The sequence below is a fragment of the Streptomyces albidicamelliae genome, from assembly GCF_025642175.1.
Taxonomy (GTDB): Bacteria; Actinomycetota; Actinomycetes; order Streptomycetales; family Streptomycetaceae; genus Streptomyces; species Streptomyces albidocamelliae.
Map to the genome: position 1 here is coordinate 8,248,547 of NZ_CP106795.1, position 25,299 is coordinate 8,273,845.

The 25,299-nt window shown below is 71.4% G+C and carries 21 protein-coding genes and 1 pseudogene; 21 read left to right on the forward strand and 1 reads right to left on the reverse strand.

Annotated features, from left to right (window positions below; translation table 11 throughout):
- The first annotated feature begins 268 nt into the window (after positions 1-268).
- From N8I86_RS37370 to atzF, 4 genes are read left to right on the forward strand one after another with little or no spacing between them, the layout of a single operon-like run.
- A complete protein-coding gene (locus N8I86_RS37370) occupies positions 269-1,030 on the forward strand; it encodes an urea amidolyase associated protein UAAP1 (protein ID WP_263279955.1) in 762 nt (253 codons plus the stop codon).
- Positions 1,027-1,665 (forward strand): urea amidolyase associated protein UAAP2, encoded by a 639-nt coding sequence (locus N8I86_RS37375; RefSeq protein WP_263279956.1) that lies wholly within the window; start codon positions 1,027-1,029, stop codon positions 1,663-1,665. Before N8I86_RS37370 ends, N8I86_RS37375 begins: the two co-directional genes overlap by 4 nt.
- A 5-nt stretch (positions 1,666-1,670) precedes the next feature.
- Positions 1,671-5,258: an urea carboxylase gene (gene uca / locus N8I86_RS37380; protein ID WP_263279957.1), complete on the forward strand. Its 3,588-nt coding sequence runs from the start codon at positions 1,671-1,673 to the stop codon at positions 5,256-5,258.
- Entirely contained in the window at positions 5,255-6,928 is a 1,674-nt protein-coding gene (gene atzF, locus N8I86_RS37385) for an allophanate hydrolase (protein WP_073898584.1), read from the forward strand. Before uca ends, atzF begins: the two co-directional genes overlap by 4 nt.
- Before the next feature lie 153 nt (positions 6,929-7,081).
- On the opposite strand, the gene N8I86_RS37390 is transcribed toward atzF, so the two are convergent.
- A complete protein-coding gene (locus N8I86_RS37390; RefSeq protein ID WP_263279958.1) occupies positions 7,082-8,023 on the reverse strand; it encodes a LysR family transcriptional regulator in 942 nt (313 codons plus the stop codon).
- Positions 8,024-8,121: 98 nt separating this feature from the next.
- On the opposite strand from N8I86_RS37390, the gene N8I86_RS37395 reads away from it, so the two are divergent.
- The 17 genes and pseudogenes from N8I86_RS37395 to N8I86_RS37480 all read left to right on the forward strand — a co-directional run bounded on the left by N8I86_RS37395 (position 8,122) and on the right by N8I86_RS37480 (position 25,186).
- Entirely contained in the window at positions 8,122-8,487 is a 366-nt protein-coding gene (locus N8I86_RS37395) for a YybH family protein (protein ID WP_073898588.1), read from the forward strand.
- Between the two features lie 811 nt (positions 8,488-9,298).
- Positions 9,299-10,342 carry a lytic transglycosylase domain-containing protein gene (locus N8I86_RS37405; RefSeq protein WP_317633638.1) on the forward strand — a complete coding sequence of 348 codons (1,044 nt, stop codon included), beginning with the start codon at positions 9,299-9,301 and terminating at the stop codon, positions 10,340-10,342.
- Positions 10,343-10,544: 202 nt separating this feature from the next.
- Positions 10,545-10,877, forward strand: a pseudogene (locus tag N8I86_RS37410) (RNA polymerase sigma factor); the annotation flags it as partial.
- A 371-nt stretch (positions 10,878-11,248) separates the two neighbouring features.
- Positions 11,249-11,536: a hypothetical protein gene (locus N8I86_RS37415; protein WP_263280233.1), complete on the forward strand. Its 288-nt coding sequence runs from the start codon at positions 11,249-11,251 to the stop codon at positions 11,534-11,536.
- A gap of 109 nt (positions 11,537-11,645) precedes the next feature.
- On the forward strand, positions 11,646-12,575 hold the full coding sequence (locus N8I86_RS37420; RefSeq protein ID WP_073898595.1) for an ABC transporter ATP-binding protein: 930 nt from the start codon (positions 11,646-11,648) through the stop codon (positions 12,573-12,575).
- Positions 12,572-13,342 carry an MlaE family ABC transporter permease gene (locus tag N8I86_RS37425; protein WP_073898597.1) on the forward strand — a complete coding sequence of 257 codons (771 nt, stop codon included), beginning with the start codon at positions 12,572-12,574 and terminating at the stop codon, positions 13,340-13,342. Before N8I86_RS37420 ends, N8I86_RS37425 begins: the two co-directional genes overlap by 4 nt.
- Before the next feature lie 3 nt (positions 13,343-13,345).
- On the forward strand, positions 13,346-14,170 hold the full coding sequence (locus N8I86_RS37430) for an MlaE family ABC transporter permease (RefSeq protein ID WP_263279959.1): 825 nt from the start codon (positions 13,346-13,348) through the stop codon (positions 14,168-14,170).
- A gap of 5 nt (positions 14,171-14,175) precedes the next feature.
- Complete coding sequence (locus N8I86_RS37435) at positions 14,176-15,438, forward strand: MCE family protein (protein WP_385325805.1); 1,263 nt, start codon at positions 14,176-14,178, stop codon at positions 15,436-15,438.
- Positions 15,435-16,475, forward strand: coding sequence for an MCE family protein (locus N8I86_RS37440; protein ID WP_263279961.1), 1,041 nt, complete (start codon positions 15,435-15,437; stop codon positions 16,473-16,475). Before N8I86_RS37435 ends, N8I86_RS37440 begins: the two co-directional genes overlap by 4 nt.
- A 218-nt stretch (positions 16,476-16,693) precedes the next feature.
- Complete coding sequence (locus tag N8I86_RS37445) at positions 16,694-17,716, forward strand: MCE family protein (RefSeq protein ID WP_404830892.1); 1,023 nt, start codon at positions 16,694-16,696, stop codon at positions 17,714-17,716.
- A complete protein-coding gene (locus N8I86_RS37450) occupies positions 17,713-18,825 on the forward strand; it encodes an MCE family protein (protein ID WP_198960495.1) in 1,113 nt (370 codons plus the stop codon). The genes N8I86_RS37445 and N8I86_RS37450 overlap by 4 nt, the downstream gene beginning before the upstream one ends.
- Positions 18,822-20,114, forward strand: a complete 1,293-nt coding sequence (locus tag N8I86_RS37455; RefSeq protein ID WP_263279962.1) for an MCE family protein — start codon at positions 18,822-18,824, stop codon at positions 20,112-20,114. Before N8I86_RS37450 ends, N8I86_RS37455 begins: the two co-directional genes overlap by 4 nt.
- Positions 20,111-21,397 (forward strand): MCE family protein, encoded by a 1,287-nt coding sequence (locus N8I86_RS37460; RefSeq protein ID WP_263279963.1) that lies wholly within the window; start codon positions 20,111-20,113, stop codon positions 21,395-21,397. The genes N8I86_RS37455 and N8I86_RS37460 overlap by 4 nt, the downstream gene beginning before the upstream one ends.
- Positions 21,355-21,867 (forward strand): hypothetical protein, encoded by a 513-nt coding sequence (locus tag N8I86_RS37465; RefSeq protein ID WP_263279964.1) that lies wholly within the window; start codon positions 21,355-21,357, stop codon positions 21,865-21,867. The genes N8I86_RS37460 and N8I86_RS37465 overlap by 43 nt, the downstream gene beginning before the upstream one ends.
- Before the next feature lie 34 nt (positions 21,868-21,901).
- The gene (locus N8I86_RS37470) at positions 21,902-22,654 is read left to right on the forward strand and encodes a hypothetical protein (protein ID WP_263279965.1); all 753 of its coding nucleotides are present in this window, start codon (positions 21,902-21,904) and stop codon (positions 22,652-22,654) included.
- A gap of 426 nt (positions 22,655-23,080) precedes the next feature.
- Positions 23,081-24,682, forward strand: coding sequence for a sialidase family protein (locus N8I86_RS37475; protein WP_263279966.1), 1,602 nt, complete (start codon positions 23,081-23,083; stop codon positions 24,680-24,682).
- Positions 24,683-25,186 carry a hypothetical protein gene (locus tag N8I86_RS37480; RefSeq protein WP_263279967.1) on the forward strand — a complete coding sequence of 168 codons (504 nt, stop codon included), beginning with the start codon at positions 24,683-24,685 and terminating at the stop codon, positions 25,184-25,186. It begins immediately after the preceding gene.
- Positions 25,187-25,299 lie beyond the last annotated feature (113 nt).

Consider the following 25,299-nt stretch of genomic DNA (forward strand, 5'->3'; position numbering starts at 1 on the left):
CGTGATCCTCGCACAGGGCCACGGGCTCACCCCCGTGATCCCCGCACCGGACCGCGCGCTCCCCGCGCGCCGATCGGCCCTGGTGAGACGCCGGTTACCGCCCGGAAACGCACGGGCAACGGCCCGGACTCGGCCCGGCCCTAATTTCTGTCGCACGACAGAAATAGCCCGAGCCGGAGGTTCAGCCGTGACGACACCGTCAGCGACAACGTCGGCCCATGGTGCCCGGGACCACGCCCGCGCCCAAGAGGGCACGAGGTCCACCACCATGCCCGTGTGCCCCGCGAGCGACTGGCCGGCGCCGCCCGAGGGGATCGCCGGCGAGGACCTCGTGTGGGCCGAGACGGTGGCGGGCGGCAATTACACGCACAAGGTCCTCGCACGGGGCACCGAACTACGGCTCACCGACCTCACCGGCGACGCGTGCGCGCACGTACTGCTGTACAGCGCGGACCGCCCCTGGGAGCGGCTGAACACGGCCGACACGGTCAAGGTGCTCTGGAACGCCTACCTCGGCGAGGGACATCTGCTCCTGTCCGGCCAGGGCCGGGTCCTCGCCTCCCTCACCGCGGACACCTCCGGCCGCCACGACGCCCTCACCGGCACCTCCGCCCTGGCCCGCAACACCGCCCGCTACGGCGACGGGTCCCCCCAGTCGGCGTCCCCCGCCGGGCGTGAGCTGTTCAAGCTCGCCGCCCTCAAGAACGGGCTCGGCCCACGCGACGTCCCGCCGTCCGTCTCCTTCTTCCAGGGCGTACGGATCACCGGGGACGGCACCGCCGTGTTCACCGGCTCCGCGGGCCCCGGCGGCGCCGTCACGCTGCGCGCCGAACAGCCGCTGACCGTGCTGATCGCCAACGTGCCGCACCCGCTGGACCCACGCCCGGACTACGTCTGTGGCCCCCTGGAGGTCCTCGCCTACCGGGCCCGGCCAACCGGCCCGGACGACGCGCTGTGGAACGCCACGCCCGAGGGCCGCCGCGCCTTCCTCAACACCGCCGAGCACCTCGCCGCCAGGGGGATCGCATGACCACCACTACCACCCGCGCAGGACGCGTCGTCACCGACGTAACCGTCCCCGCCCGCGCCGCCTGGTCCGCCGTCGTCCGGGCGGGGTCGCTGCTGACCATCACCGACCTGTACGGCAACCAGGCCGCGGACTTCCTCGTCTACGACGCGCACGACACCTCCGTGCGCTACAGCGCCCCCGACACCATCCAGGCCCAGGGCGGCATCTTCCTGACCACCGGCTCGGTGCTGCTGTCGGGCGAGCACACGCCGCTGATGACGGTCGTCGAGGACACCTGCGGGCGGCACGACACCGTCGGCGGTGCCTGCTCCAAGGAGTCCAACACCCTCCGCTACGGACACCACACCTGGTCGCAGCACGCCTGCGTGGAGAACTTCCTCGCGGAGGGCGCCCGGCACGGCCTGGACGGGCGCGACCTGGTGCCCAACGTCAACTGGTACATGAACGTGCCGGTCGAGCCGGACGGCACCCTCGGCATCGTCGACGGCATCTCGGCCCCCGGCCTGAAGGTCGTGCTGCGGGCCGAGACCGACGTCCTGGTGCTGCTGTCCAACTGCCCGCAGATCAACAACCCCTGCAACGGATTCGAACCGACCGCTCTGCGGACGACCGTCTCCGAGCCGGACGGGAGCTGAGTCACATGACGTTCGACACCCTGCTGGTGGCCAACCGCGGCGAGATCGCCTCGCGGATCATCCGCACCGCCCGCCGGCTCGGCCTGCGCACCGTCGCGGTCTACTCCGACCCGGACCGCGGGGCCGAGCACGTGCGGCTGGCCGACGAGGCCGTACGGCTCGGCCCGGCCCCCGCCAAGCAGTCCTACCTCGACGCCGACCTGGTGCTGCGGGCGGCCAAGGACACCGGGGCGGGCGCCGTCCACCCCGGCTACGGCTTCCTGTCCGAGGACGCCGGCTTCGCGCGCCGCTGCGCCGAGGCGGGGCTGGTCTTCGTCGGCCCCACCCCCGAACAGCTCGAACTGTTCGGAGCCAAGCACACGGCGCGGGCGGCCGCGCAGGCGGCGGGCGTGCCACTGGCCCCGGGCACCGGGCTGCTGCCCGACGTGGCCGCGGCCCTCGCCGCGGCCGAGGGGATCGGCTACCCGGTGATGCTGAAGGCGACCGGCGGTGGCGGCGGCATCGGTATGCGGGCGTGCCGCGACGCCGGCGACCTCGCCGACGCCTGGGAACGGGTCCAGCGCGTGGCCGCCGCCTCGTTCTCCTCCGCCGGCGTCTTCCTGGAACGGCTCGTGGAGTCCGCCCGCCACGTCGAGGTACAGGTCTTCGGGGACGGCGAGGGCCGTGTCGTCACCTTCGGGGACCGCGACTGCTCGTTGCAGCGGCGGAACCAGAAGGTCCTGGAGGAGGCCCCGGCGCCGAACCTCCCCGACCGGGTCCGTGAGCGACTGACCACCGCCGCCCGCGAGCTGTGCGCCTCCGTCCGCTACCGCTCCGCCGGCACGGTCGAGTTCGTGTACGACGCCGCGCGCGAGGAGGCGTACTTCCTGGAGGTCAACACCCGCCTGCAGGTGGAGCACCCGGTCACCGAGGAGATCTACGGCGTCGACCTCGTGGAGTGGATGCTGCGCCTCGCACAGGGCGACACCGCCGTCGTCACCACGCCGCCGGTGCCGAAGGGCCATGCCGTGGAAGCCCGCCTCTACGCCGAGGACCCCTCCCGCGACCACCGTCCGAGCTCGGGTCTGCTCACCCGGGTCGCCTTTCCCGCCGGGGTCCGCGTGGACACCTGGGTGGAGACCGGCACCGAGGTCACCACCTCATACGACCCGCTGCTCGCCAAGGTCGTCGCGTACGGCGCCGACCGCGCCGAGGCGCTCGACCGGCTGGACGCGGCGCTCGCCGCCACCCGCCTCGACGGCATCGAGACCAACCTCGGCCTGGTGCGGGCCGCGCTGGTTGACTCCGGCGTGCGCGCGGCGGCCCACAGCACCGCCTCGCTCGCCGGGATCGGCGATCCCACGCCTCGCGTCGAGGTCGTCGCGCCGGGCACCTTGACCACCGTCCAGGACTGGCCCGGACGCACCGGCCACTGGCAGGTCGGCGTCCCGCCGTGCGGGCCGATGGACGACCTCTCGTTCCGCCTCGGCAACACCGCACTCGGCAACACCGAGGGCGCGCCCGGCCTCGAGTGCACCCTTCAGGGACCGTCCCTGCGCTTCACCCACCCGACGACCGTCTGCGTCACGGGCGCGCCCGCGCCGGTGACGGTCGACGGCACCGCCGTACCGCAGTGGGAGTCGGTCACCGTCGGGGCCGGGCAGACCTTGGCCGTCGGAGCACCCCACGAGCACGGCCTGCGCACCTACGTGCTGTTCGCGGGCGGCCTCGACGTACCCGGGTTCCTGGGCAGCGCGGCCACCTTCGTCCTGGGCAGGTTCGGCGGCCACGGCGGCCGCGCCCTGCGCACGGGCGACGTCCTGCACGGCGGCGAACGACGCCCGGCAGCCTCCGCCGTACCCGCGGACCGGCGCCCGGACTTCGGCGGAGAGTGGTCCATCGGTGCCGTCGAAGGCCCGCACGCCGCGCCCGAGTTCTTCACCGAGGACGACATCCACGACTTCTACGGCGCGGACTGGAAGGTGCACTTCAACTCGGCGCGCACCGGCGTACGCCTCGTCGGCCCCAAGCCCCGGTGGGCGCGGACGGACGGCGGCGAGGCCGGCCTGCACCCGTCCAACATCCACGACACCCCGTACTCCGTCGGCGCCGTCGACTACACCGGCGACATGCCCGTCCTGCTCGGACCCGACGGGCCCTCCCTCGGCGGCTTCGTCTGCCCGGCCACGGTCGTGACCGGGCAGCGCTGGAAACTCGGGCAGCTCCGCCCCGGCGACACCGTCCGCTTCGTCCCCGTCACCACCGAGGCGGCCGCCGGTCTGCGACGAAACCCCTCGGCCGATCCGCGGGCCGACCGCGCGCCCGTCGTCGACGGCGGCGTCCTCGCCCGCCTGCCGGAGACGGGGACCCGCCCGTCGGTGACGTACCGGCGCAGCGGCGACGACAACCTCCTCATCGAGTACGGCCCGATGCAGCTCGACCTCGCACTGCGCATGCGGATCCACGCGCTCGCGCAGGCGCTGGAGGCGCGGCGCCCGGACGGGATCGCCGACCTGACCCCCGGCATCCGCTCCCTCCAAGTGCGGACGGACCCCGGTGTGCTGCCGCTGGACGAACTGCTCGGCATCGCCCGGCGTGTGGAGGAGGAACTGCCTGCCACCGACGAGCTGGTGGTCCCCAGCCGCACCGTCCACCTGCCGCTGTCCTGGGACGACCCGGCGACCCGGGAGGCCATCGCCCGCTACATGGCGGGCGTGCGCGACGACGCCCCGTGGTGCCCCTGGAACATCGAGTTCATCCGCCGCGTCAACGGCCTGGAGACGGTGGACGAGGTGTACCGCACCGTCTTCGACGCCGAGTACCTGGTGATGGGGCTGGGCGATGTGTACCTGGGCGCGCCGGTGGCCACGCCGCTGGACCCGCGGCACCGGCTGGTGACGACGAAGTACAACCCCGCGCGCACCTGGACCGCGGAGAACTCGGTCGGTATCGGCGGCGCGTACCTGTGCGTCTACGGGATGGAGGGCCCCGGCGGCTACCAGTTCGTCGGCCGCACCACCCAGGTGTGGTCGGGCTGGCGGCAGCGCGGCGCCTTCGAGCCGGGCCGGCCCTGGCTGCTGCGCTTCTTCGACCGGATCAGGTGGTACCCGGTCGAGCCGGAGGAACTGCTGGAACTGCGTGCGGACATCGTCTCCGGCCGGTTCGTCCCGCGGATCGAGGAAGGGTCCTTCTCGCTCGCCGACCACCGGCGGTTCCTCACCGAGAACGCCGACTCCATCGCCGCCTTCCGGGCTCGGCAGGGCGCGGCGTTCGACGCGGAGCGGGCGGCCTGGGAGGCGGCGGGCGAGTTCGCACGTGCCGAGTCGGCCACGGAGGTGGCTCCGCCTGCCACCGACATCGAGGTGCCCGAAGGCGGCCACCTGGTCGAGGCCGAGTTCACCGCCTCCGTCTGGCAGGTCGGCGTGGAGGTCGGCGACCACGTGTCGGCCGGGCAGCCGCTCCTGGTGCTGGAGGCCATGAAGATGGAGTCCCGCGTCCCGGCCCCCGCCGACGGTGTCGTGGTACGGGTCCTGACCAAGCCGGGCAGCCAGGTCGAGGCGGGTACCGCCCTCGTCGTCCTCGCGCCCGTCCGGAACCTGGAGGCAGCGGCATGATCACGGCGGTGGAGCGGGTACGGGCCGCCTACGCGCGCATCGCGCGGGTGGACCGGCCCGAGGTGTGGATCGGCCTGCGCCCGCGGGCGGAGGCCGAGGCGGACGCCGCCGCGGTCGACGCGAAGGCAGCCGCCGGTGAACGGCTGCCGCTGGCGGGGACGGTGCTGGCGATCAAGAACAACATCGACGTGGCCGGGTTGCCGACCACCGCCGGCTGCCCCGCGTACGCGTACCTGCCGGACGCGGACGCCCCGGCGGTGGCCCGGCTGCGGGCGGCGGGCGCGGTGGTCCTCGGCACCACGAACCTCGACCAGTTCGCCACCGGCCTGGTCGGCACCCGCAGCCCCTACGGCGCGGTCCGCAACGCCGTCGCGCCGGAACGCGTGTCCGGCGGCTCCTCCTCCGGCTCGGCGGTCGCCGTCGCGCTCGGCATCGCCGACATCGCGCTCGGCACGGACACCGCGGGCTCGGGCCGGATCCCGGCGGCCTTCAACGGGATCGTCGGCCTGAAGCCGACCATCGGACTGGTGCCGACCGAGGGCGTCGTCCCCGCCTGCGCCTCGCTCGACTGCGTCACGGTCTTCGCCCGTACGCTCCCGGCGGCCGAGCAGGCCCTGTCCCTCATGGCGGCGCCGTCCGGACGCGCGCCGAAGGCCCCGGTCGAACGCCGGCCGGGTCCGTGGCGGATCGCCGTACCGCCGACCAGGCAGCTCGGGCCCCTGGACCCGGGCTGGGCCGAGGCCTTCGAGGCCGCGGCGCGACAGCTCGCCGACTCGGGCGCCGAACTGCTGCCCGTCGACCTCGCACCCTTCACCGAGGCGGCCGCGATGCTGTACGAGGGCGCGTTCGTCGCCGAGCGCTACACCGCCGTCGGTGCCTTCGTCGACGCGCACGCCGGTTCGCCCGACCTCGACCCGACCGTGGCCGGCATCATCTCCCGGGCCGGGGACGTCCGAGCCCACCAGCTCTACGCGGACCGGCGGCGGCTGGAGTCCCTCCGGCTGCGTGCGATGGCCTCGCTCGGCGACGCGGACGCCCTGCTGCTGCCGACCGCACCGGGCCACCCGACCCTCGCCGAGGTAGCGGCCGACCCGCTGGGCGCGAACGCCCGGCTCGGCCGCTACACCAACTCGACCAACCTCTTCGACCTGGCGGCGGTGGCCGTACCCGCCGGCGAGGTGAACGGGCTGCCGTTCGGCGTCATGCTGGTCGGCCCGGCCTTCACCGACGAGCGGCTCGCGCGCATCGCCTCACCGCTCACCGCCCCGCCGCTGCCGCTGGCGGTGGTCGGGGCGCATCTGGCCGGGCAGCCCCTGAACGGACAACTGCTCGCCGCGGGCGGCCGGTTGCTGCGCACCACCACGACCGCTCCCGTCTACAGGCTGTACGCGCTGGACACGGAGCCCGCGAAGCCGGGTCTGGTCCGGGTCGGCGCGGGCGGCGCAGCGGTCGAGGCCGAGGTGTGGCGGCTGCCCGCCGAGGGGCTGGGCGCGCTGGCCGCGGCGCTGCCCCGCCCGATGGCGCTCGGCAGCGTGGAACTCGCGGACGGCAGCTCGGTGACCGGCTTCCTCTGCGAGCCCCTGGCCGTCGAGGGTGCCCGTGACATCACCTCGTTCGGCGGCTGGCGTGCGTACCTGCGGTCGGACTGCCCTGACGAGAACCTGTGCTGACCGGCGGAGGAAGTACTGGGGCGGCTCGTGTTCGTGCTGGCACCCGCGACGTAGGCGGACCTGCTGGAGTGAGCGTGTGCATGTTGGTGATCTTGTCGAGGCCGACGAACTGGATGGCGAGTTCGCGAAAATTGAAGGCACTTCGGTGGGAACTCAAGGATCTGTCGCCCTGATGTCAGGGGTAGGCCCGTGGGTTCGCGGTGAAGTCGAGGGGTCGGGCTTGGTGAATGCTTGCCGGCTGTGCACGAGCAGTTCACGCATCCCCGGGCTGTGCGTGTTCTTCCAGATCAGGGCGAGCACTGCGGGTGTATCGACATCGTCGATGGTGCGGACGGTGAGCCGGCCGCGGTGACTCGCGGCCATGGAGTCGGTGAGGACGGCGACGGCGAGCCCACGGGCGGCGAGGCCGGCAATGGCGTCCGCGGCACTGGCCTGCAGAGAGATCGTGGGTTGGAGGCTCTGTGCGGCGCAGGCCTGGTCGAACACCGTGCGCAGGCCGGTGCCGGGCGGCATGCACACGATCGGGTAGGCGATCAGGTCGCGCAGGGTGACCCGCCGCTGTTTCGCCAAGGGGTGCCCGGCCGGGACTGCCCCGACGAGCCGCTCGCTGATGATGGTCAGCGCATCCAGCCCGTCGGGGGTGGCGGTTGCCGCCCCGATGAGTGCCAGGTCGACAGTGCCGGTGCGCACCCCCTCGATGAGCCGGTCGGAGCCGTCCTCCAGCAGCGAGATCTCGACACCGGGATGTGCCTGGTGGAACGCGGCGAGGGCGTCGAACAGCGGGGTGAGGCTGCAGCCGATGACCATCCCGACGGTGAGGTGCCCCCGGATCAGGTCGGTCACCTCGCCCACCGCCTGGCCGACTGCCCCAGCGGCGGCGAGTGCGGCGCGGGCGTGTTCGAGCGCCGCCTTTCCCGCGACGGTGAGGGTGACGGTGCGGGCCGACCGGTCGAACAGCTCAGCTCCGAGTTCCCGTTCCAGCCGGCGGATCTGGGCGCTGACGCCGGACTGGCTGATGTGCACCCGCTCGGCTGCCCGGGTGAAGTTCTGCTCCTCGGCGACCGCGACGAAGTACTCCAGCTGCCTCAGCTCCATGACTGCAGATTCTAGTTCCTAGAAGATTCATCTGTTGGAATTCTGGCCGGTCGCCAGCCACGCTTGGAAGCGTCCAAGCCTGACGTCAGGAGGAATTCATGCCGGAGTACGAGAAGGCCATGCGGCCCGAGGACATCACCCGCTTGTTCGTGGAACGATCCAACGCCGGTGACGCGGCCGGGGTCGCCGCACTTTACGAAGAGGGTGCGGTGATGGCCTATCCACCCGGCGACCAGACTGTGGGCCGGGAGGCGATTCGTGCGCTGTGGGAGAAGGTGCTGGCCAACCGTCCCCGTTTCGAGCAGGAACAACCGCTGCCCACGCTGATCAGTGGCGACATCGCCCTCACCTCGACTCCTCCGATGGACGGGGCCGGCGCCCGGGCGCAGGTCGTCCGGCGCCAGCCTGACGGAAGTTGGCTGCGCCTGCTCGACCAGCCCGAGTTCGTCCCACCCACCCGCTGACCCCTCGCCTCCGCGAGTTCGCCGCGCTGAGAGCTGTGGGGCGCGGCCGCGAGACGTCGGGCCCCAGTTCGAGGGGGGCGCGTCCTGTACGCGCATCGGAGCGCTGATCCAGTGATTGCTGGCGCGGCCGGTCGTGTTGGCGGTCTGGTTGTTGATCAGCAGAGATGGAGGTTCGCTGTGTTCGGCTTCACCCTTGCGCCAGTCACCGCCCTGCAGCACCGGTCCGGCCGTCGGGCCCAGGCTCGCAGGAATGCGACCGAGCCGTACGCGGCGGGCCAGGGGATCGGTCGTCGTCGCGACGACGCTGGGAAGGCCGGCCACGAGGGAAACCTGAGACCACGGACGGTTGCCGGGCCTTTGTCACTCGCCGGGTGGCCGACGGTCACCCCGTCTGTCTCCAGGCGACGGCCGAGCGTGGCGGACGGGAACGCCGGGACCGTATGCAGACGGCCCGCGCCGCCCCGTCCTCTGCCTGCCGGCTCGATGAGCCGGAGCAGCCGCGCCCGGAGGTGTCGGCGGCGTCACTGTCGGACATGGCGCGGCAGCTCGGTGCTCGGCCGACTCAGGCCGGGCCGAGGCTGGGCGTGGTGCGCCACCTCCTGAGGATCGCTGAAGGTGTTCCGGTTCCCTGGTCTTTCGGGTCACTCCTGTAGCGCACCGGGGGAGGCCCTGACCCTGGGACCTTCAAAGACACGCATCCGTCCCCGCTCCGGCAGCGGGCGCCCGCCCGGCCCCTTCGGCTTTGTGCGACGGACCTGTCCTCCGGCCGCGTAGAGCAGATGACGGATTCACCCACGGAGGGGGCTGCACAGTGACAGCGCGTGCACTCAAGCAGGCACTGAGGGGCGCCAGAGGTACGGCGGTCGCGGCGGCGGTCATGGCCGTGCTGACCGCATCGCAGGCACCGAAGGCGGTTTCGGCCGAGGCCGCGAAGCCCGGGCAGGAGGCGGCACCCCCCGAGCGCGGCCTCAGCACGTCCGGCGACACCCCGTACCGCACCGGTCTCCCCCCGCTGCGAACGCGGAAGAAGGGTTCGGTACAGGCAGCGACGGGCGGTGGTGACCTGCCCGCGAGCGTGTACGCCGCGTACCGGGGTGCCGCGGAGGAGCTGGCGCGCAGCGCGCCACGCTGCCGGCTGCGCTGGCAACTGCTTGCCGCGATCGGCCAAGTGGAGTCCGGGCAGGCAAGGGGCGGCCGGGTGAGCGGGGACGGTACGACTGTGACGCCCATCCTCGGCCCGCAGCTGACCGGCGGCGCCTTCGCCATCGTGCCGGACACCGACGGCGGCGCGTACGACGGGGATGCGGTGTACGACCGAGCGGTCGGCCCGATGCAGTTCATCCCGTCCACCTGGGCTCGCTGGAGAGCGGACGGCAACGGCGACGGACGGACGGATCCGAACAACGTCTATGACGCGGCGCTCGCCGCCGGCCGTTACCTGTGCGCGGGGGGCCGGGATCTGTCGAGCCGCGCCGACCTGGACCGGGCGATCCTTGGCTACAACCACTCGGACGCCTATCTGCGCACCGTCAAGGCGTGGTACGCGTACTACCTGACCGGGTACCGCGTGCTGCCGGACGCGTCCGACGGATCGCGGCCGGACCGGCCGGAGCCGTCCCGCCCCAAGAGGCCCCGGCCCTCGCCGTCGAAGCCGTCGGATGACCGGAAGCCGGGCCCCGGTCGCTCGCACACGCCGTCGATGCCACCCACCTCATCATCCCCCAGCGCGTCCCCCAAGGCCGACGTCCCGAAGGAGTCGGAGACGCCGCTGGTTCCGATCCCCGAACCGACCCTCACGCTGCCCGGCGGCGGTGTGCTGCCCGACGCGGGGCCGCTGACCACCGGCAACGGCTGAAACATGATGAGCGTCTCCCCCTCCACAACTGCCACTACCCGGCGGTAATGTCGCCACGGCCGGAAGCAAAGGACCGGCGGGTGAGTGCGAAGGGGCCCTCATGGCGACGGACATGCCTGCGGACACAGCGGCCACCGACGAGCGTTGGCAGCGCATGTGGAACCATCGCGAGCAGTTGCTCAAGGTGGCCCGGCGGCGCTCCATGAGCCAGGAGGACGCCGAGGACGCCGTTCACGAGGCGATGCTACGAGCCGCGGAACGCCCGGACCTCGACGACGAGCGGCTCGGTGCCTGGCTGACGACGGTGACGATGCGGCTGTGTGTCGACCGATACCGGCAGGTCAACCGCGAGGCCGAGGTGGGCAGCCGTCCCACACTCGTCGCGCCGGGCCCGGTACCCGTCGAGGAGGCGGTGTGCGACCGGGCCGAGGCGAAGTGGCTCGCCGTGCGCAGCGGTGAGCTGCCCGCCCGCCAGGCGGAGGCACTTCGGCTGAGGTCCGAGGACCTGGACGTGAGCCAGGTCGCGGTGCGGATGGGGCTCAGCTACCGGACGGTAGAGTCGCTGCTGGCCCGGGCTCGGCGGACGCTGCGCGCCTCGCTGGCCGCGACGCTCGGGATCGTGCTGTTCCTGGTCGGGCGCGGGCGGCTGCGCGGGGGTGGCAACGCCCAGGTGATCGCGGTCACCTCGACGGCGGCGACCCTGGTGGTGGCGGGGTTCGTGCTGCCGTACACGCTCGACGGGGGCGGAAACGGGACCGGCCCGATGCCGCGGCCGACCCTGTCCAGCGATGCGCAGGCCCCCGGCGGCCAGGCAACGGGCCGGTGGCGCACCCCAGGACGCCCGCCCCCACCCCCTCGGCGCCCGCGGCTCGGGGCCGGACGCCCTCACCAGCCGGGGAAAAGTCGTTGCCGCTGCGAGTGCCGGTGCCGTCCCTGCCGGAGGTCCCCGCGTCCCCGCTCCCGAAGCTGTCGGTGCCGCAGGCGCCCGAGGTGCCGAAGGTGCCGAAGGTGCCGGGCCTGCCGACCGTCGTACCGGACCCGCCGACCGCTGTGGCGGGCCTGCCGACCGTCCTGCCGGACCTGCCGACGAGGTCGGCCGCCTCGTCGGTCCCCTCGCTTCCCCCGGCCTCGGCCCCAACGGTCGCTCCGCTCTCCGTCCCCGCCCCGAGGACGCCTTCGCCGAAGCTGCCGTAGCGCCCCGTACACACCTCCACGAAAAATTCTTCGCCCGCCGCGACGGACGCCCCTCCCCTCCCCGTAGAGCAGATGTCGAAGTGGCTCCGCGAGCGAAGGATGGAACTGGATGGGTGTCGAGATCTGCGTGGAAGGGCTGACCAAGTCCTTCGGCCACCAGGTCATCTGGCGGGACGTCTCGCTGACGCTGCCCGCCGGGGAGGTCTCGGTGATGCTCGGCCCCTCGGGGACGGGCAAGTCGGTGTTCCTCAAGACGCTCGTGGGGCTGCTGAAGCCGGAGCAGGGCTCGGTGAAGGTCGCGGGCCGGGACATCACCCGCCTGCGCGAGCACGACCTGTACGAGGTGCGGAAGCTGTTCGGCGTGCTGTTCCAGGACGGCGCGCTGTTCGGCTCGATGAACCTTTACGACAACATCGCCTTCCCCCTGCGCGAGCACACCCGCAAGTCCGAGAGCGACATCAAGCGGATCGTCCTCGAAAAGATGGACATGGTCGGACTGATCGGCGCCGAGGCGAAGCTGCCCGGCGAGATCTCCGGCGGCATGCGCAAGCGGGCCGGGCTCGCCCGGGCCCTGGTTCTCGATCCGGAGATCATCCTGTTCGACGAGCCGGACTCGGGCCTGGACCCGGTCCGCGTCGCCTACCTCAATCAGCTCATCGTCGACCTCAACGCACAGATCCACGCGACCTTCCTGATCGTCACCCACGACATCGCTTCCGCCCGCCAGGTCCCGGACAACATCGGACTGCTGTTCCGGCGCGAGCTGGTGATGTTCGGGCCCCGTGAGGAGCTGCTGGCCAGTGACGAACCCGTCGTACGGCAGTTCCTGAACGGCCGGATGCAGGGGCCGATCGGTATGGCGGAGGAGAAGGACGCGGCCCAGGTCGAGCAAGAGCTGGCCCAGATCGACGAGGCCGGCCCGGCCGATGAGCCGACTCCCCGCCTCCTTCCCAGCCCCGGCATCAACCGCCCGCCCCGCTGGGAGGCGATCGCGAGGCGCGAGGCAGAACTGCACGGGACGGGGGTGAGGGGCGCATGAGGCTCTCGCCCACGGGTGCGCTGCGGCACTCGGGCAATCTCTTCGCGATGGCGCTGGACGTCATCCGGTCCCTTCCCCGACGGCCCTTCCAGGCCAGGGAGTTCATCCAGCAGGCGTGGTTCGTCGCGAGCGTCACGATCCTGCCGACGGCTCTGGTCTCCATCCCGTTCGGAGCCGTCATCGCGCTGCAGATCGGCAGCCTGACCCGGCAGTTGGGCGCGCAGTCCTTCGCCGGTGCCGCGTCCGTGCTCGCCGTGCTGCGGGAGGCCTCGCCGATCGTCACCGCGCTGCTGATCGCGGGGGCGGGCGGCACGGCGATCTGCGCGGACCTCGGGGCGCGCAAGATCCGGGACGAGATCGACGCGATGCAGGTGCTCGGCATCGACCCGATCCACCGGCTCGTCGTACCACGGGTGCTGGCCTCGATGGTCGTGGCCGTGCTGCTCAACGGCCTCGTCTCAGTGGTCGGTGTCGCGGGCGGCTATTTCTTCAACGTCGTCCTCCAGCACGGCACGCCCGGCGCCTACCTGGCGTCCTTCACCACCCTCGCCCAGCTGTCCGACCTGTGGGCGGCGGAGATCAAGGCGCTGGTGTTCGGGGCCATCGCGGCGATCGTCGCCTCATACAAGGGGCTCACGGCGCAGGGCGGTCCGAAGGGCGTGGGGGATGCCGTCAACCAGTCCGTGGTGATCACCTTCATGTTGCTGTTCGTGACCAACTTCGTGATGACCGCCGTGTACTTCCAGGTCGTCCCACAGAGGGGTTAGCCGATGAGACCGCGAGAACTCCTCGATCGCCCCTTGCGCTCACTCGAAGAACTGGGCGCACAACTGTCCTTCTACGGACGCTCCCTGGCCTGGACGGGCCGAACCCTGCGCCGCTACAAGAAGGAGACCCTGCGGCTGCTCGCCGAGGTGAGCTTCGGGCGCGGCGCGCTCGCCGTCGTCGGCGGCACGGTCGGCGTGATCGCGTTCCTGTCCTTCTTCACCGGCACCGAGGTCGGCCTCCAGGGGTACGCGGCCCTCAACCAGCTCGGCACCTCCAACTTCGTGGCATTCCTGTCGGCGTACTTCAACACCCGGGAGATCGCCCCGCTGGTGGCTGGGCTCGCCCTGTCCGCGACGGTCGGCGCCGGGTTCACCGCGCAGCTCGGTGCGATGCGGATCAGCGAGGAGACCGACGCGCTGGAGGTGATGGGCATCCCGTCGCTGCCGTTCCTGGTGACCACGCGGATGATCGCCGGCTTCGTCGCGGTGATCCCGCTGTACGTGGTCGGGCTGCTGTCCTCGTACCTGGCCGCCCGCACCATCACCACCGACTACTACGGGCAGTCGACCGGCACGTACGACCACTACTTCCACCAGTACCTGCCACCCGTCGACGTGTTCTGGTCCTTCGGCAAGGTGATCGTCTTCGCCGTGCTGATCATCCTGGTGCACTGCTACTACGGCTACCACGCGAGCGGCGGCCCGGCCGGCGTCGGCGTCGCGGTGGGCCGGGCAGTGCGGACCTCGATCGTCGCCGTCAACGTCCTGGACTTCTTCCTGAGCCTCGCGATCTGGGGCGCCAACACGACCGTACGGATAGCGGGGTGAGAGCGGTGCGCACGCACAGAACCAGGCTCAGGCTGTACGGCATCGCGTTCCTCGCCGTGCTCGCGCTGCTGCTGTCGCTCGCGGTGGCCGTCTACCAGCAGGCGTTCACCTCCGTCGTGCCCATCACCCTGGAGGCCGGCACCCTCGGCAACCAGCTCGAGCCACGCGCCGACGTCAAACTGCGCGGACTGCTGGTCGGCGAGGTGCGCCAGGTGCACGCCGACGGCACGAAGGCGAACCTCGACATCGCGCTCAAGCCGCAGTACGTGTCGTACATCCCCGCGGACGTGCACGCCAGGCTGCTGCCCAAGACGCTGTTCGGCGAGAAGTACGTCGACCTGGTCGCTCCCGCCGGCGCCGCGCACCCGCCGGTCCGGCCCATCCGAGCGGGCGACGTCATCACCCAGGACCGCACGAAGGCCGGCATCGAAGTGCAGCGGCTGATGAACGACCTGCTGCCGCTGCTGCGCACGGTCCGGCCGGGCGAACTCAACGCCACCCTCTCGGCGTTCGCCACCGCACTGGAGGGACGCGGCGATCGGATCGGCGACAACCTCACCCGGGTCGAGGGCTACCTGCGCCGCATCAACCCGCACATGCCCTCACTCAAGGAGGACATCACGCGGTTCGCGGACGCCGCCGAGGTGTACGGCGACGCCGCCCCCGACCTGATGCGGATCCTGCGCAACACGGTCACCACCAGCCGGACGATCACCGAGAAGAAGGACCAGTTGGCATCGGCTCTGCGCGCGACCGCCTCCGTGGCGGGCACGGCGAACGACTTCCTGACCGAGAACGGCGACCGTCTGATCACTCTGGGCCGGGTGTCCCGCCCCACGCTGGAGCTGTTCGCCCGCTACTCCCCGGAGTACCCGTGCCTGTTCCGGGGCCTGGTCCGGCAGGAGAAGGCGTCCGAGGACGCGTTCCGGGGCGGCGAGATGCGGATCACCCTCGAGGCCGTCCGGCCGCAGGGGGCGTACCGGCCCGGCGAGGAACCGGTGTACGGCGAGCGGTCCGGCCCGAACTGCCGCGGCCTGCCGCATCCGCAGGTGCCCGGGACGAAGCCCCATCTCCACGACGGTACGTCGGCCGGAGGTTCCGGCGGCGCACAGCCCGCAGGCGCCGGCGTGTCCGCCACCCGGGCCGAGCAGCGGGCCGTCGGCTCGCTCGTGGCCCCGGTCATGGGCGTCCCCGCGGACCAGGTGCCGCCCGTGGCGACCCTGCTGTTCGGGCCGCTCGCGCGCGGAACGGCGGTGAGTGTCGCATGACCAGGTCAGGAGCCCGGCAGACCGCCGCCCCGCTGGTCAAGTTCAGCCTCTTCGCGCTGGTCACGATCGCGGCGACGGCGCTGCTCGCCGCCACCATCGTCAACGTCTCCCTCACCTCCAAGGAGACCTATCACGCGGTGTTCACCGACGTCACCGGGCTGGAGACCGGCGACGACATCCGGGTGGCCGGAGTGCGGGTGGGAGAGGTCGAGGGCATCCGGATCAAGGACCGGACCCTGGCGGAGGTCACCTTCACCGTCAGCGCGGAACGGCCGCTGCTCGCCGGGACCCGCGCGGTCGTCCGCTACCGCAACCTGGTCGGGCAGCGGTACATCGCGCTCACCGAGGGCCCGGGCGACGGCACGACCCGGCTGCGCCCGGGCGGCACCATCCCCCTGTCCCGGACCCGGCCGGCGCTGGACCTCAACGCCCTGCTGAACGGCTTCAAGCCGCTGTTCGCCGCGCTCAGCCCGAGCGACGTCAACCAGCTTGCCACCGAGATCGTCCGGACCCTGCAGGGCGAGGGCGGCACGGTGAACAGCCTGCTCGCGCACACGGCCTCGCTCACCAGCACCCTCGCCGACCGCGACAAGCTGATCGGGTCGGTGATCGACAACCTCAACACCGTCCTGGAGACGCTCGACAAACGCGGCTCCCGTTTCTCCGGTCTGCTCACGCAGCTGCGCCGGGTGGTCTCGGGGCTGTCCGCCGACCGCAGGCCCATCGGGGAGTCGCTGGTGAGCATCGGCGACCTCACGGACGCCACGTCGGGGCTGCTGGAGGACGCGCGTCCACCGCTGAAGGACGACATCGGCGGGATCGGCGATCTCACCGGAACGCTGAACAGGAACGAGAACACCGTGGAGGGCGTCCTGAAGCGGCTGCCGAACAAGCTCGAGAAACTGACGGGCACCGCCTCGTACGGCTCGTGGTTCAACTTCTACCTCTGCGACTTCGACGGCCGGATCGTGCTGCCGAAGACCAGACAGGTGATCACCCCGGACATGCACGTGGCGCGAGCGAGGTGCGGCGGATGAGCATGCGCGTCAGGCGGCGCACACCCCGCCCCGAGCCCCTGGTGAAGGTGCGTGTCCTGCCCCCGAAGCTGCCGAAGCTTCCCAGGCTGCTGCCGAGACGCACACCCCGCCCCGAGCCCCTGGTGAAGGTGCGTGTCCTGCCGCCGAAGCTGCCGAAGCTTCCCAGGCTGCTGCCGAGACGCACACCCCGCCCCGAGCCCCTGGTGAAGGTGCGTGTCCTGCCCCCGAAGCTGCCCCGGATCCGGCTCCGGCGGCCACGGCTGAAGCCCTTCCGCGAGCGCAATCCGGTCGTCATCGGCGCGGTCGGCCTCGCCGTCCTCGCGCTGCTCACCGTCGCCGCCTTCAACGCCGACAGCCTGCCGCTGATCGGCGGCGGTGACACCTACAGCGCGGCCTTCTCCGAGGCCGGCGGACTCAAGCCGGGCGACGAGGTACGGATCGCCGGGGTCAAGGTCGGCAAGGTCGAGGCTGTCGACCTGGACGGCGATCACGTCAAGGTGGCCTTCAAGGTGAATGGCCGCCCGGCATTCGGTACCGACACCGGTGCGGCGATCCGGGTCAAGACGATCCTCGGCGCGAAGTACCTGGCCCTGTACCCGAAGGGGCCCGGCCGGCTGAAGGCGGGCAGCGAGATCCCGCTCGGGCGGACCGTGTCGGCCTACGACGTCGTCCAGGCCTTCAGCAACCTGACGACCACCACCGAAGAGGTCGACACCGACCGGCTCGCGAAGGCGCTGGACACGATCTCCGTCACCTTCCAGGACTCTCCCGAGGAAGTGCGGGCGTCGATCAAGGGGCTGTCGCGGATCTCCCGGACCGTCGCCGCCCGTGACAAGGCACTGCGAGGGCTCCTCGACCACGCGAACGGAGTCACCAAGATACTGGCCGGTCACACGAAGGACTTCTCCGCGCTGATGAAGGACGGTGACGCCCTGTTCAAGGAGATCGACAAACGGCGCACGGCGATCCACACGCTGCTCAAGAGCTCCGCACTGCTGGGCGTCGAGCTGTCCGGCCTGGTCGACGACAACAGCAAGGAGATCGGACCCGCCCTGAAGAACCTCAACACCTTCGTGACGATGCTCGAACGCAACCAGAGCAGCCTCGACCGCAGCGTCCGACTGCTCGCCCCCTACATACGGCTCTTCAGCAACACCCTCGGCAACGGGCGCTGGTTCGACTCCTACATCCAGAACCTGGTCGCCGCCCCGGTCACGCCACGGACGGGAGGCACCCGATGACCCGCAGACTCCTGGCCCTCTTCCCCGCGCTCGCGCTCCTCATCGGCCTTGCCGTGATCCTCTGGCCGGCGGCCCCCGGCCCCGTCCGCGTCACGGCCTACTTCCCGCGCACAGTCGGCATCTACCCCGGCTCCGACGTCCGCGTCCTCGGAGTCCGCATCGGCGAGGTCAGGGAGATCACGCCGGAGGGCGACCGGGTACGGGTGGAGCTGGAGTACGACCGGGGCCGCAGGATCCCCGCCGACGCACAAGCCGCCATCGTCAACTCCTCCGTCGTCAGCGACCGTTACGTGCAGCTAATGCCGGTGTACCGCAAGGGCGCGGAGCTGCGGGACGGAGACGTCATCCCCGAGTCGCGTACGGCCGTCCCCGTCGAACTGGACCGGATCTTCGACAGCCTGCACACCACCGCCGAGGCGCTCGGCCCGAACGGCGCCAACAAAAAGGGCTCGCTGTCCCGGCTGCTCGGGGTGAGCGCGGACAACCTCCAGGGGCAGGGCGAGAACCTCCACCAGACGGTGCGGGACCTGTCCCAGGCGGTCACCACGCTGTCCGACGGGCGCGGCGACCTGTTCGGGACCGTGCGGAATCTGCAGGTGTTCACGGCCGCGCTGGCGGCGGACGACACCAGCGTGCGCTCGTTCAACTCCGACCTCGCCGTCGTGGCCGGGCAACTCGCCGGGGAGCGCAAGGATCTCGCGGCCGCGCTGAAATACCTGGCCGTCGCGCTCGGTGACGTGTCCGGCTTCGTCAAGGGCAACAAGAAGGCGCTGACCTCGAACGTGCGGGGCCTGGCCAAGGTCACCAAGGTCCTCGTCACCCAACGGAAAGCTCTGGAGGAGCTGTTGACCGTCGCCCCCACGGGCCTGTCGAACCTGCAGAACGCCTACGACCCCGCCGCCGGCACGCTCGACACCCGCAACAACCCGCAGTCCTCGCAGGATCCGGCTTCCGTTCTCTGCTCGATCCTGAAAACGACCGGCAAGGACCACGACGACTGTGCCGACCTGAAGAAACTCTTCGACTCCCTCCCCGAGCTTCCGTCGGCTCCCGCGTCGACGGGTACGGTCGACAAGACCCTCGGCGGAATACTGAAGGCACCGGCATGAGCGCGCGGCGCAAGGGCCGGACGGCAGCCTGGGCGGCGGTCGGCTCCCTGCTCCTGACCGGCTGCGAGTTCAACGGCTGGTACGACGTCCCGCTCCCCGGCGGCGCCGCCTCGGACGGTCACGCCTACCACGTCACGGTCGAATTCCGGGACGTCCTGGACCTCGTGCCGCAGTCGGCGGTCAAGGTCAACGACGTGACCGTCGGCGCGGTGGAGAAGGTGGAACTGGACGGCTGGCACGCCCGCGTGCGGCTCCGGGTCGCCGACTCGGTGAAGCTGCCCGGCAACGCGATCGCCGATCTGAGGCAGACCAGCATGCTCGGCGAGAAGTACGTCGCCCTGTCCGCGCCGGCCGGCACGCGGCCCCTCGGACGGCTCCGCGACGGCGACCGCATCCCGCTGTCCCGCAGCGGCCGCAACCCCGAGGTAGAGGAGGTGCTGGCGGCCCTGTCCGCGCTGCTCAACGGCGGCGGGGTGGCCCAGCTGAAGACGATCACCGTCGAGTTGAACAAGGCCCTCGGCGGCCGCGAGGACCGGGTCAGGTCCCTGCTGAAGCAGCTCGACACGTTCCTCGGCGGCCTCGACGACCAGCGGGCAGAGATCGTACGCGCGCTGAAAGGCGTCGACCGGCTCGCGAAGCGGCTGAAGAAGGAGAAGAAGACGATCGCCCTGGCCGTCGACACCATGCCACCCGCCCTGAAGGCCCTCGCCGACCAGCGAAAGGACCTGACGAAGATGCTCACCGCCCTGTCCGGGCTGGGCAAGACGGCCACCAAGGTGGTGAACGCCTCCCACGACGACACCGTCGCCGACCTGAAAAAGCTCCAGCCCATCCTGCGAAAGCTGAACAAGGCGGGCGACGACCTGCCCGACTCCCTCGAGATCCTCACCACGTACCCGTTCCCGCGCAACGCGACGGACGCCGTCAAGGGCGACTACGTCAACCTGAAGATCACCGCCGACCTCGACCTGGCGAACCTCTACGGCAACATCACCGGCAAGCCCGGCAAGGGCAGGAAGTCCCCGGCCCCCGGAGCACCGCACCTCCCCAGCCTCCCCACTCCCGCCCCCCTCCCGTCCCTCCCCTCCGTCCCGTCCCTGCCGTCCACCCCGTCCCTGCCGTCGACCCCGCCCGTGCCCTCCGCGCCCCCGACGCCCTCCGACGGCAGCAGCCTGCTGTGCCCGCCGGTGTGCACCGCCGCCTACAGCATCCGTGGCGGCGCGCGTCGCCTCCCGTCAGGGATCGACCTCGGCCTTGCCGAGCTGATGCTGAAGGGAATACTGCCGTGATCACCCGTACGGTCAGGGCCCAACTGCTCGCCTTCACGGCCGTCACCGTCTTTGGGGTGTCGTACGTCGGCGCCCGGTACACGGGCCTCGTGGACGACGTCCTGCACCGCGGGTACACCGTGCGCGCCGACTTCGCCGAGTCCGGGGGTATCTTCTCCGGCGCCGAGGTCACCTACCGGGGTGTACCGGTAGGCCGCGTGGGCGATCTGCGGCTGACCGGGTCCGGGGTCTCGGTGGCGCTCAAGATCGAGGACGGCGCAAGGATCCCGGCCGACACGCTCGCGGTGGTCGCCGACCGTTCCGCGGTGGGCGAGCAGTACGTCGACCTCCAACCGCGGCGGTCGGGCGGGCCGTACCTCACGGACGGCAGCCCGATCCCGCGCAGCCGCACCCGCACCCCGCTGGCGGTCACCGACCTTGTCCTCAGCCTCGACCGACTGGTCAACTCGGTCGGCAAGGACGATCTGCGGGTCACCGTCGACGAACTGGGCAAGGCGTTCGTCGGCACCGGGCCGAACCTGAGCCGACTGGTGGACTCCGGCGACTCGCTGGTGGAGTCGGCCTCCGAGTCGCTGCCCCAGACGGTCTCGCTGATCGAGGACTCCCGGAAGGTGCTCAAGACCCAGGCCGACAAGGGCCCGGCCATCAAGTCGTTCTCCCGCGATCTCGCCACCCTGACCGCGCAGTTGAAGTCGAGCGACGGCGACCTGCGCCGGCTGGTCGGCAACACGCCACCCGCCGCGCAGCAGGTCGACTCCCTGCTGAGGTCCACACGGCCGCACGTGCCGGTCCTGCTGGCCAACCTCATCAGCGGCGGCCAGATCACCCTGGCCCGGCTGCCCGGCGTCGAACAGGCCCTGGTCACGCTCCCGCTCACGGTCGCGGGCAGCTACACGGTCATCCCCGGTGACGGCACCACCCACTTCGGGATGACCGTGAACGCCGACGACCCGCCCGCGTGCACCCAGGGCTACGGCACCCGGCGGCGCGACCCTGCCGACACCAGCACCCGCCCGGCGAACACCGACGCGCGCTGCACGGTACCGCGCGGCAGCAAGACCTCGGTGCGTGGTGCCCAGAACGCGCCCGGCCCGACCACCGGTCGGTACAGCGCCGACCGGGCCGCGTTCGTGGCCCCGTACGACCCGGAGACCGGCACCGCGACCGGCCCGGACGGAACACCCGTCGAGATCGGCTCGACGGGCGGAGAAAAGACCGTGTTCGGAAAGGAGTCGTGGCAATGGCTGCTCGTGGGACCGATGGCGGGAGAGGCGCACGCGTGAGGCTGCTGTCGGCGGGGCTCGCCGCCGTGACGGTGCTGACGACCGTGCCCTGTGTCTGGCTGGGGGTGAGGCTGTCCGACCAGCACGCGGTGGAACAGCGCCGCCAGGACATCCTCGCGGCGGCCCGCCAGTCGGCGCTGAACTTCACCTCCCTCGACTACCGGCACTACGACCGGGACAGCGGCAATGTGCTGAAGGGCGCCACCGGCGAGTTCAAGAAGGAGTTCGCCGCGCAGACCGCACAACTGACGAAGCTGGTCGCGCAGAACAAGTCGGTATCACAGGGGCAGGTCCTGGAAGCGGGCATCGTGCGGTCCGACGCGCGTTCGGCGCGGGTCCTTGTCGTGGCCGACAGCAAGGTGACCAACACCGGCGCGCCCGAGGGCCAGGCGCGCACCTACCGGCTCCAGCTCGACCTCACGCGCGTGGCCGGACGCTGGCTGACCTCCGATGTCACGTTCGTGGGCTGAACCGACTGTACGGCCATCAATGAGGAGAGACACCGTGGCAATTCCCACCTTCCGCACCCGCGGGACCGGCTCACCGGCTCGGCGCACCATGACTGCGGCCGCCCGCGCCGCGGCCAAGCGCGCCGGACGGCCCGTGCGCCCCGAGCGGGGCGCCGACCAGGATGAGCGAACTCCCTCCGGGCGCACCCTGCTCGTCGAGCCCCCGACGAACGGCTGGGAGGACCCGCCGGAGCCCGAGTCGTTCGAGGAGGAGCCAGAGGACGGCGCGCGCCCGCGCAAGGCCGGCCGGCCAGGCGTGCTCACCGCAGTGCTGGGCGTCGTCCTCGTGGCGGCCCTGATCACGGTCGCCGTACTCGGGTGGCAGTACGTGCAGGAGCGGCAGACGGAGCAGGCCCGCGGCGAGGCCGTGGCAGCCGCGCGTGAGGCGGCGCCGGTCGTGCTGTCGTACGACTACCGGCACCTGGACCGGGACTTCTCCCGGGCCCACGGCCTGCTGACCGGCCACTTCCGCGACCAGTACGGCAAGACCACGAAGGCGGCGGTCGCGCCGACCGCGACGAAGTACCACGGCGTGGTGAAAGCCACCGTGGCCACACCCGCCGACGGCAGCGCCCCGGCGGTGTCCGTCGTGTCGGCAACACCGGACCGGGCCGTCGTCCTGCTCTTCGTCAACCAGGTCACCCGAAGCACTCAGGTCCCGCAGCCCCGGCTGGACCTCAACCGGGTGCGTATGACGCTCACCCGCACCTCCGACGGCTGGAAGGTGAGCGGCGTCGACGCCCTCTGACCAGGCCTCCGTAAGTGCTGTTGCGCAGTCGCGCAGGGGAGTGGGGCGCGGCCCGAATGGTATGGCGGGCCCGCGCGCCGTTCGGCCTCCTTCGAGAAGAGTCCGTTTTCTCGCGACGGACGCCGCCCGCCTCCCCGTAGAGCAGACGAAGGCATCACCCCTACCGCCACACATCACCACCCTCCGTCTGACTCGCGAACCCACGAGGTACCTGTGGCTCTCCTCTCCACACGCCGTCTTCACCACCACCCGCGATCACGGGGGCGTCTCGCCGTCGGGTTGTCGGCGCTCATCGCCGCAACCCTGCCGAGTGCGGCCGCTGACGCCGCCACCCCGCCCTCCGGATCGGTCAGCGACACCGCGCCCACGACCACATGGAGCGCCGGTCCCTCCGCCGTCCCGAACGTCTCCGGCACTGCCGGGACGGTGAGCTGCACGACTGCGCAACCCTGCGACGACTACGCCCTCAAGGTGTCGGTGCCCGCGGACTTCGACGCCGGTCACGGCCTGCGTATCGACGTCAGATGGCCGGACTCCGCCGCAGACTTCGACCTGTACGTCCTCGACGCGGACGGCCGGGAGGTGGCCGCCTCAGCCTCATCCGGCGACCCCGAGACCGTGCTGCTTCCGGCGGTGTCGGCGTCGTACACCGTGCGCGTGGTGCCGTACGCCCCGCTCGGCGACAGCTTCACCGGCACCGCAAGCCTGATCACCGCTCCGGTCGATCCACCGCCGAGCACGGCCACACCGCCGACGTACGCGAACTCCTGGGCACCCGATGGCATCATGGATGCGCACAACGCCGGTGAACCCTCGATCGGCGTCGACCGTGCGAGCGGCGCCGCGATGTTCCAGGCGTACACCTCGACGCTCAAGGTCACGTACGACAGTGCCGGTGCGGCCACATGGCAGGACAAAAGCGCGATCGCGGCCAACGGCTGCCCCCAGGGCAGCACCACCAGCCTCGACCCGATCCTGTTCACCGACCCGGTCACCCACCGCACCTTCGAGTCGCAGCTCGCCGGCAAGACCGCGCTGACCTGCTACACCGACGACGACGGTGAAACGTGGACGCCGACAGCCGGCTCGGGCATCAACTCCGGTGTGGACCACCAGACCATCGGCGGTGGCCCCTTCGCCCCGGGCGGACCAGGCGCCCTCACGTCGTACCCGCATGCCGTCTACTACTGCTCGCAGGACATCGCTGATGCCTCCTGCGCGGTCAGCCGGGACGGCGGCCTGACGTACGGGCCCGCCGTTGCCATGTACTCGCTGCTGGACTGCGGCGGCCTGCACGGACATGTGAGGGTCGCCCCGGACGGCACGGTGTACGTGCCCAACAAGGGCTGCGGTGACCATCAAGCCGTGGCCGTCTCCGAGGACAACGGGCTGACGTGGACCGTCCGCAAGAACCCGTCCAGCACGGCCGGTGACTCGGACCCGAGCGTGGGGATCGGAGCCGGCGGGACTGTCTACATGGGCTACCAGAACAGCGACGGCACGCCCCGTATCGCCGTCAGCCACGACAAGGGCAAGACGTGGCTGTACGACCAGAACGTCGGCGCGGCCCTCGGCATCAAGAACGTCGTCTTCCCCACCGTGACCGCGGGCGACGACAACCGCGCCGCCTTCGCCTTCCTCGGCACCACCACGGGCGGCAACTACCAGGACCCGGCCTTCCCGGGAGTGTGGCACCTGTACGTGGCCACCACCTATGACGGCGGCCAGTCCTGGGTGACCGCCGACGCCACCCCCACCGACCCCGTCCAGAGGGGTTCGATCTGCACGGGCGGTACCACCTGTGGCAAGGACCGCAATCTCCTGGACTTCGTCGACGTCACCACCGACGCCCAGGGCCGCGTGCTCGCCGCCTACGCCGACGGCTGCACCGGCACCTGCGCGACCGGAGGAGCGCAGAACTACGACGCCCTGGCATCCATCGCCCGCCAGTCCTCCGGCAACACGCTCTACGGAGCGTACGACGCCGTGGTCAGCGGCAAGCACAAGAAGCCCGGAGGAAGCCACTAGATGAGACCCTCGCTCTCGGCTGCCGTACTGGTAGGAGCCGTCCTCAGCCTGGCCGCGGTCACCGGATGCTCGGCGGCGGGCAACCACGCCGAGCACCCGGGGGCGACGCAGGACCCGGTGAAGCGGGCAACCGAGGCGCCGGCCGGGAATACGGCCGGTGCCGCGCCCGACGGCTGTCCCACGGCAGCCTCGCTGCCTCTCCCCAAGGACTTTCCCGCGAACCTGCCGGTGCCCGACGGCGCGGTCGTGACCTCGGTGGAGCACCGCACCGGCGGCCGACTCGTCGTCACCACCGTCGTACGGGGCGGCTTCGACACCACCCTGGCGTTCCTGCACACGCGGCTGCCCAAGGCCGGGTACATCCCTGAGGAGGGCGAAGTGGAGGAGGACGACGCCGAGTCGAACTTCTTCACCGCGACCGTCCGGGGCCGCTGGGCCCTGCGGAAGATGCCCGACTGTGGGGGAGGGGTGTACCTGACGTACCTGACGGCTGACGTCTCCTGAACCCGGCCCGGCCGAGTCCTCTCCCAAACGCGTCCAGGACCGCCGCTCAACAGCGCGCCGACGCCAGACAGTCCAAGGCGACGCACAGCCGGGTCGGACCGTCAGCCAAGCCG

Excerpts from the sequence above, each read along its gene's own strand:
- N8I86_RS37370 (WP_263279955.1), top strand. The coding sequence starts at position 269 with ATGCCCGTGTGCCCCGCGAGCGACTGGCCGGCGCCGCCCGAGGGGATC.
- N8I86_RS37375 (WP_263279956.1), top strand. The coding sequence starts at position 1,027 with ATGACCACCACTACCACCCGCGCAGGACGCGTCGTCACCGACGTAACC.
- uca (WP_263279957.1), top strand. The coding sequence starts at position 1,671 with ATGACGTTCGACACCCTGCTGGTGGCCAACCGCGGCGAGATCGCCTCG.
- atzF (WP_073898584.1), top strand. The coding sequence starts at position 5,255 with ATGATCACGGCGGTGGAGCGGGTACGGGCCGCCTACGCGCGCATCGCG.
- N8I86_RS37390 (WP_263279958.1), bottom strand. The coding sequence starts at position 8,023 with ATGGAGCTGAGGCAGCTGGAGTACTTCGTCGCGGTCGCCGAGGAGCAG.
- N8I86_RS37395 (WP_073898588.1), top strand. The coding sequence starts at position 8,122 with ATGCCGGAGTACGAGAAGGCCATGCGGCCCGAGGACATCACCCGCTTG.
- N8I86_RS37420 (WP_073898595.1), top strand. The coding sequence starts at position 11,646 with ATGGGTGTCGAGATCTGCGTGGAAGGGCTGACCAAGTCCTTCGGCCAC.
- N8I86_RS37425 (WP_073898597.1), top strand. The coding sequence starts at position 12,572 with ATGAGGCTCTCGCCCACGGGTGCGCTGCGGCACTCGGGCAATCTCTTC.
- N8I86_RS37430 (WP_263279959.1), top strand. The coding sequence starts at position 13,346 with ATGAGACCGCGAGAACTCCTCGATCGCCCCTTGCGCTCACTCGAAGAA.
- N8I86_RS37440 (WP_263279961.1), top strand. The coding sequence starts at position 15,435 with ATGACCAGGTCAGGAGCCCGGCAGACCGCCGCCCCGCTGGTCAAGTTC.
- N8I86_RS37450 (WP_198960495.1), top strand. The coding sequence starts at position 17,713 with ATGACCCGCAGACTCCTGGCCCTCTTCCCCGCGCTCGCGCTCCTCATC.
- N8I86_RS37455 (WP_263279962.1), top strand. The coding sequence starts at position 18,822 with ATGAGCGCGCGGCGCAAGGGCCGGACGGCAGCCTGGGCGGCGGTCGGC.
- N8I86_RS37465 (WP_263279964.1), top strand. The coding sequence starts at position 21,355 with ATGGCTGCTCGTGGGACCGATGGCGGGAGAGGCGCACGCGTGAGGCTG.
- N8I86_RS37480 (WP_263279967.1), top strand. The coding sequence starts at position 24,683 with ATGAGACCCTCGCTCTCGGCTGCCGTACTGGTAGGAGCCGTCCTCAGC.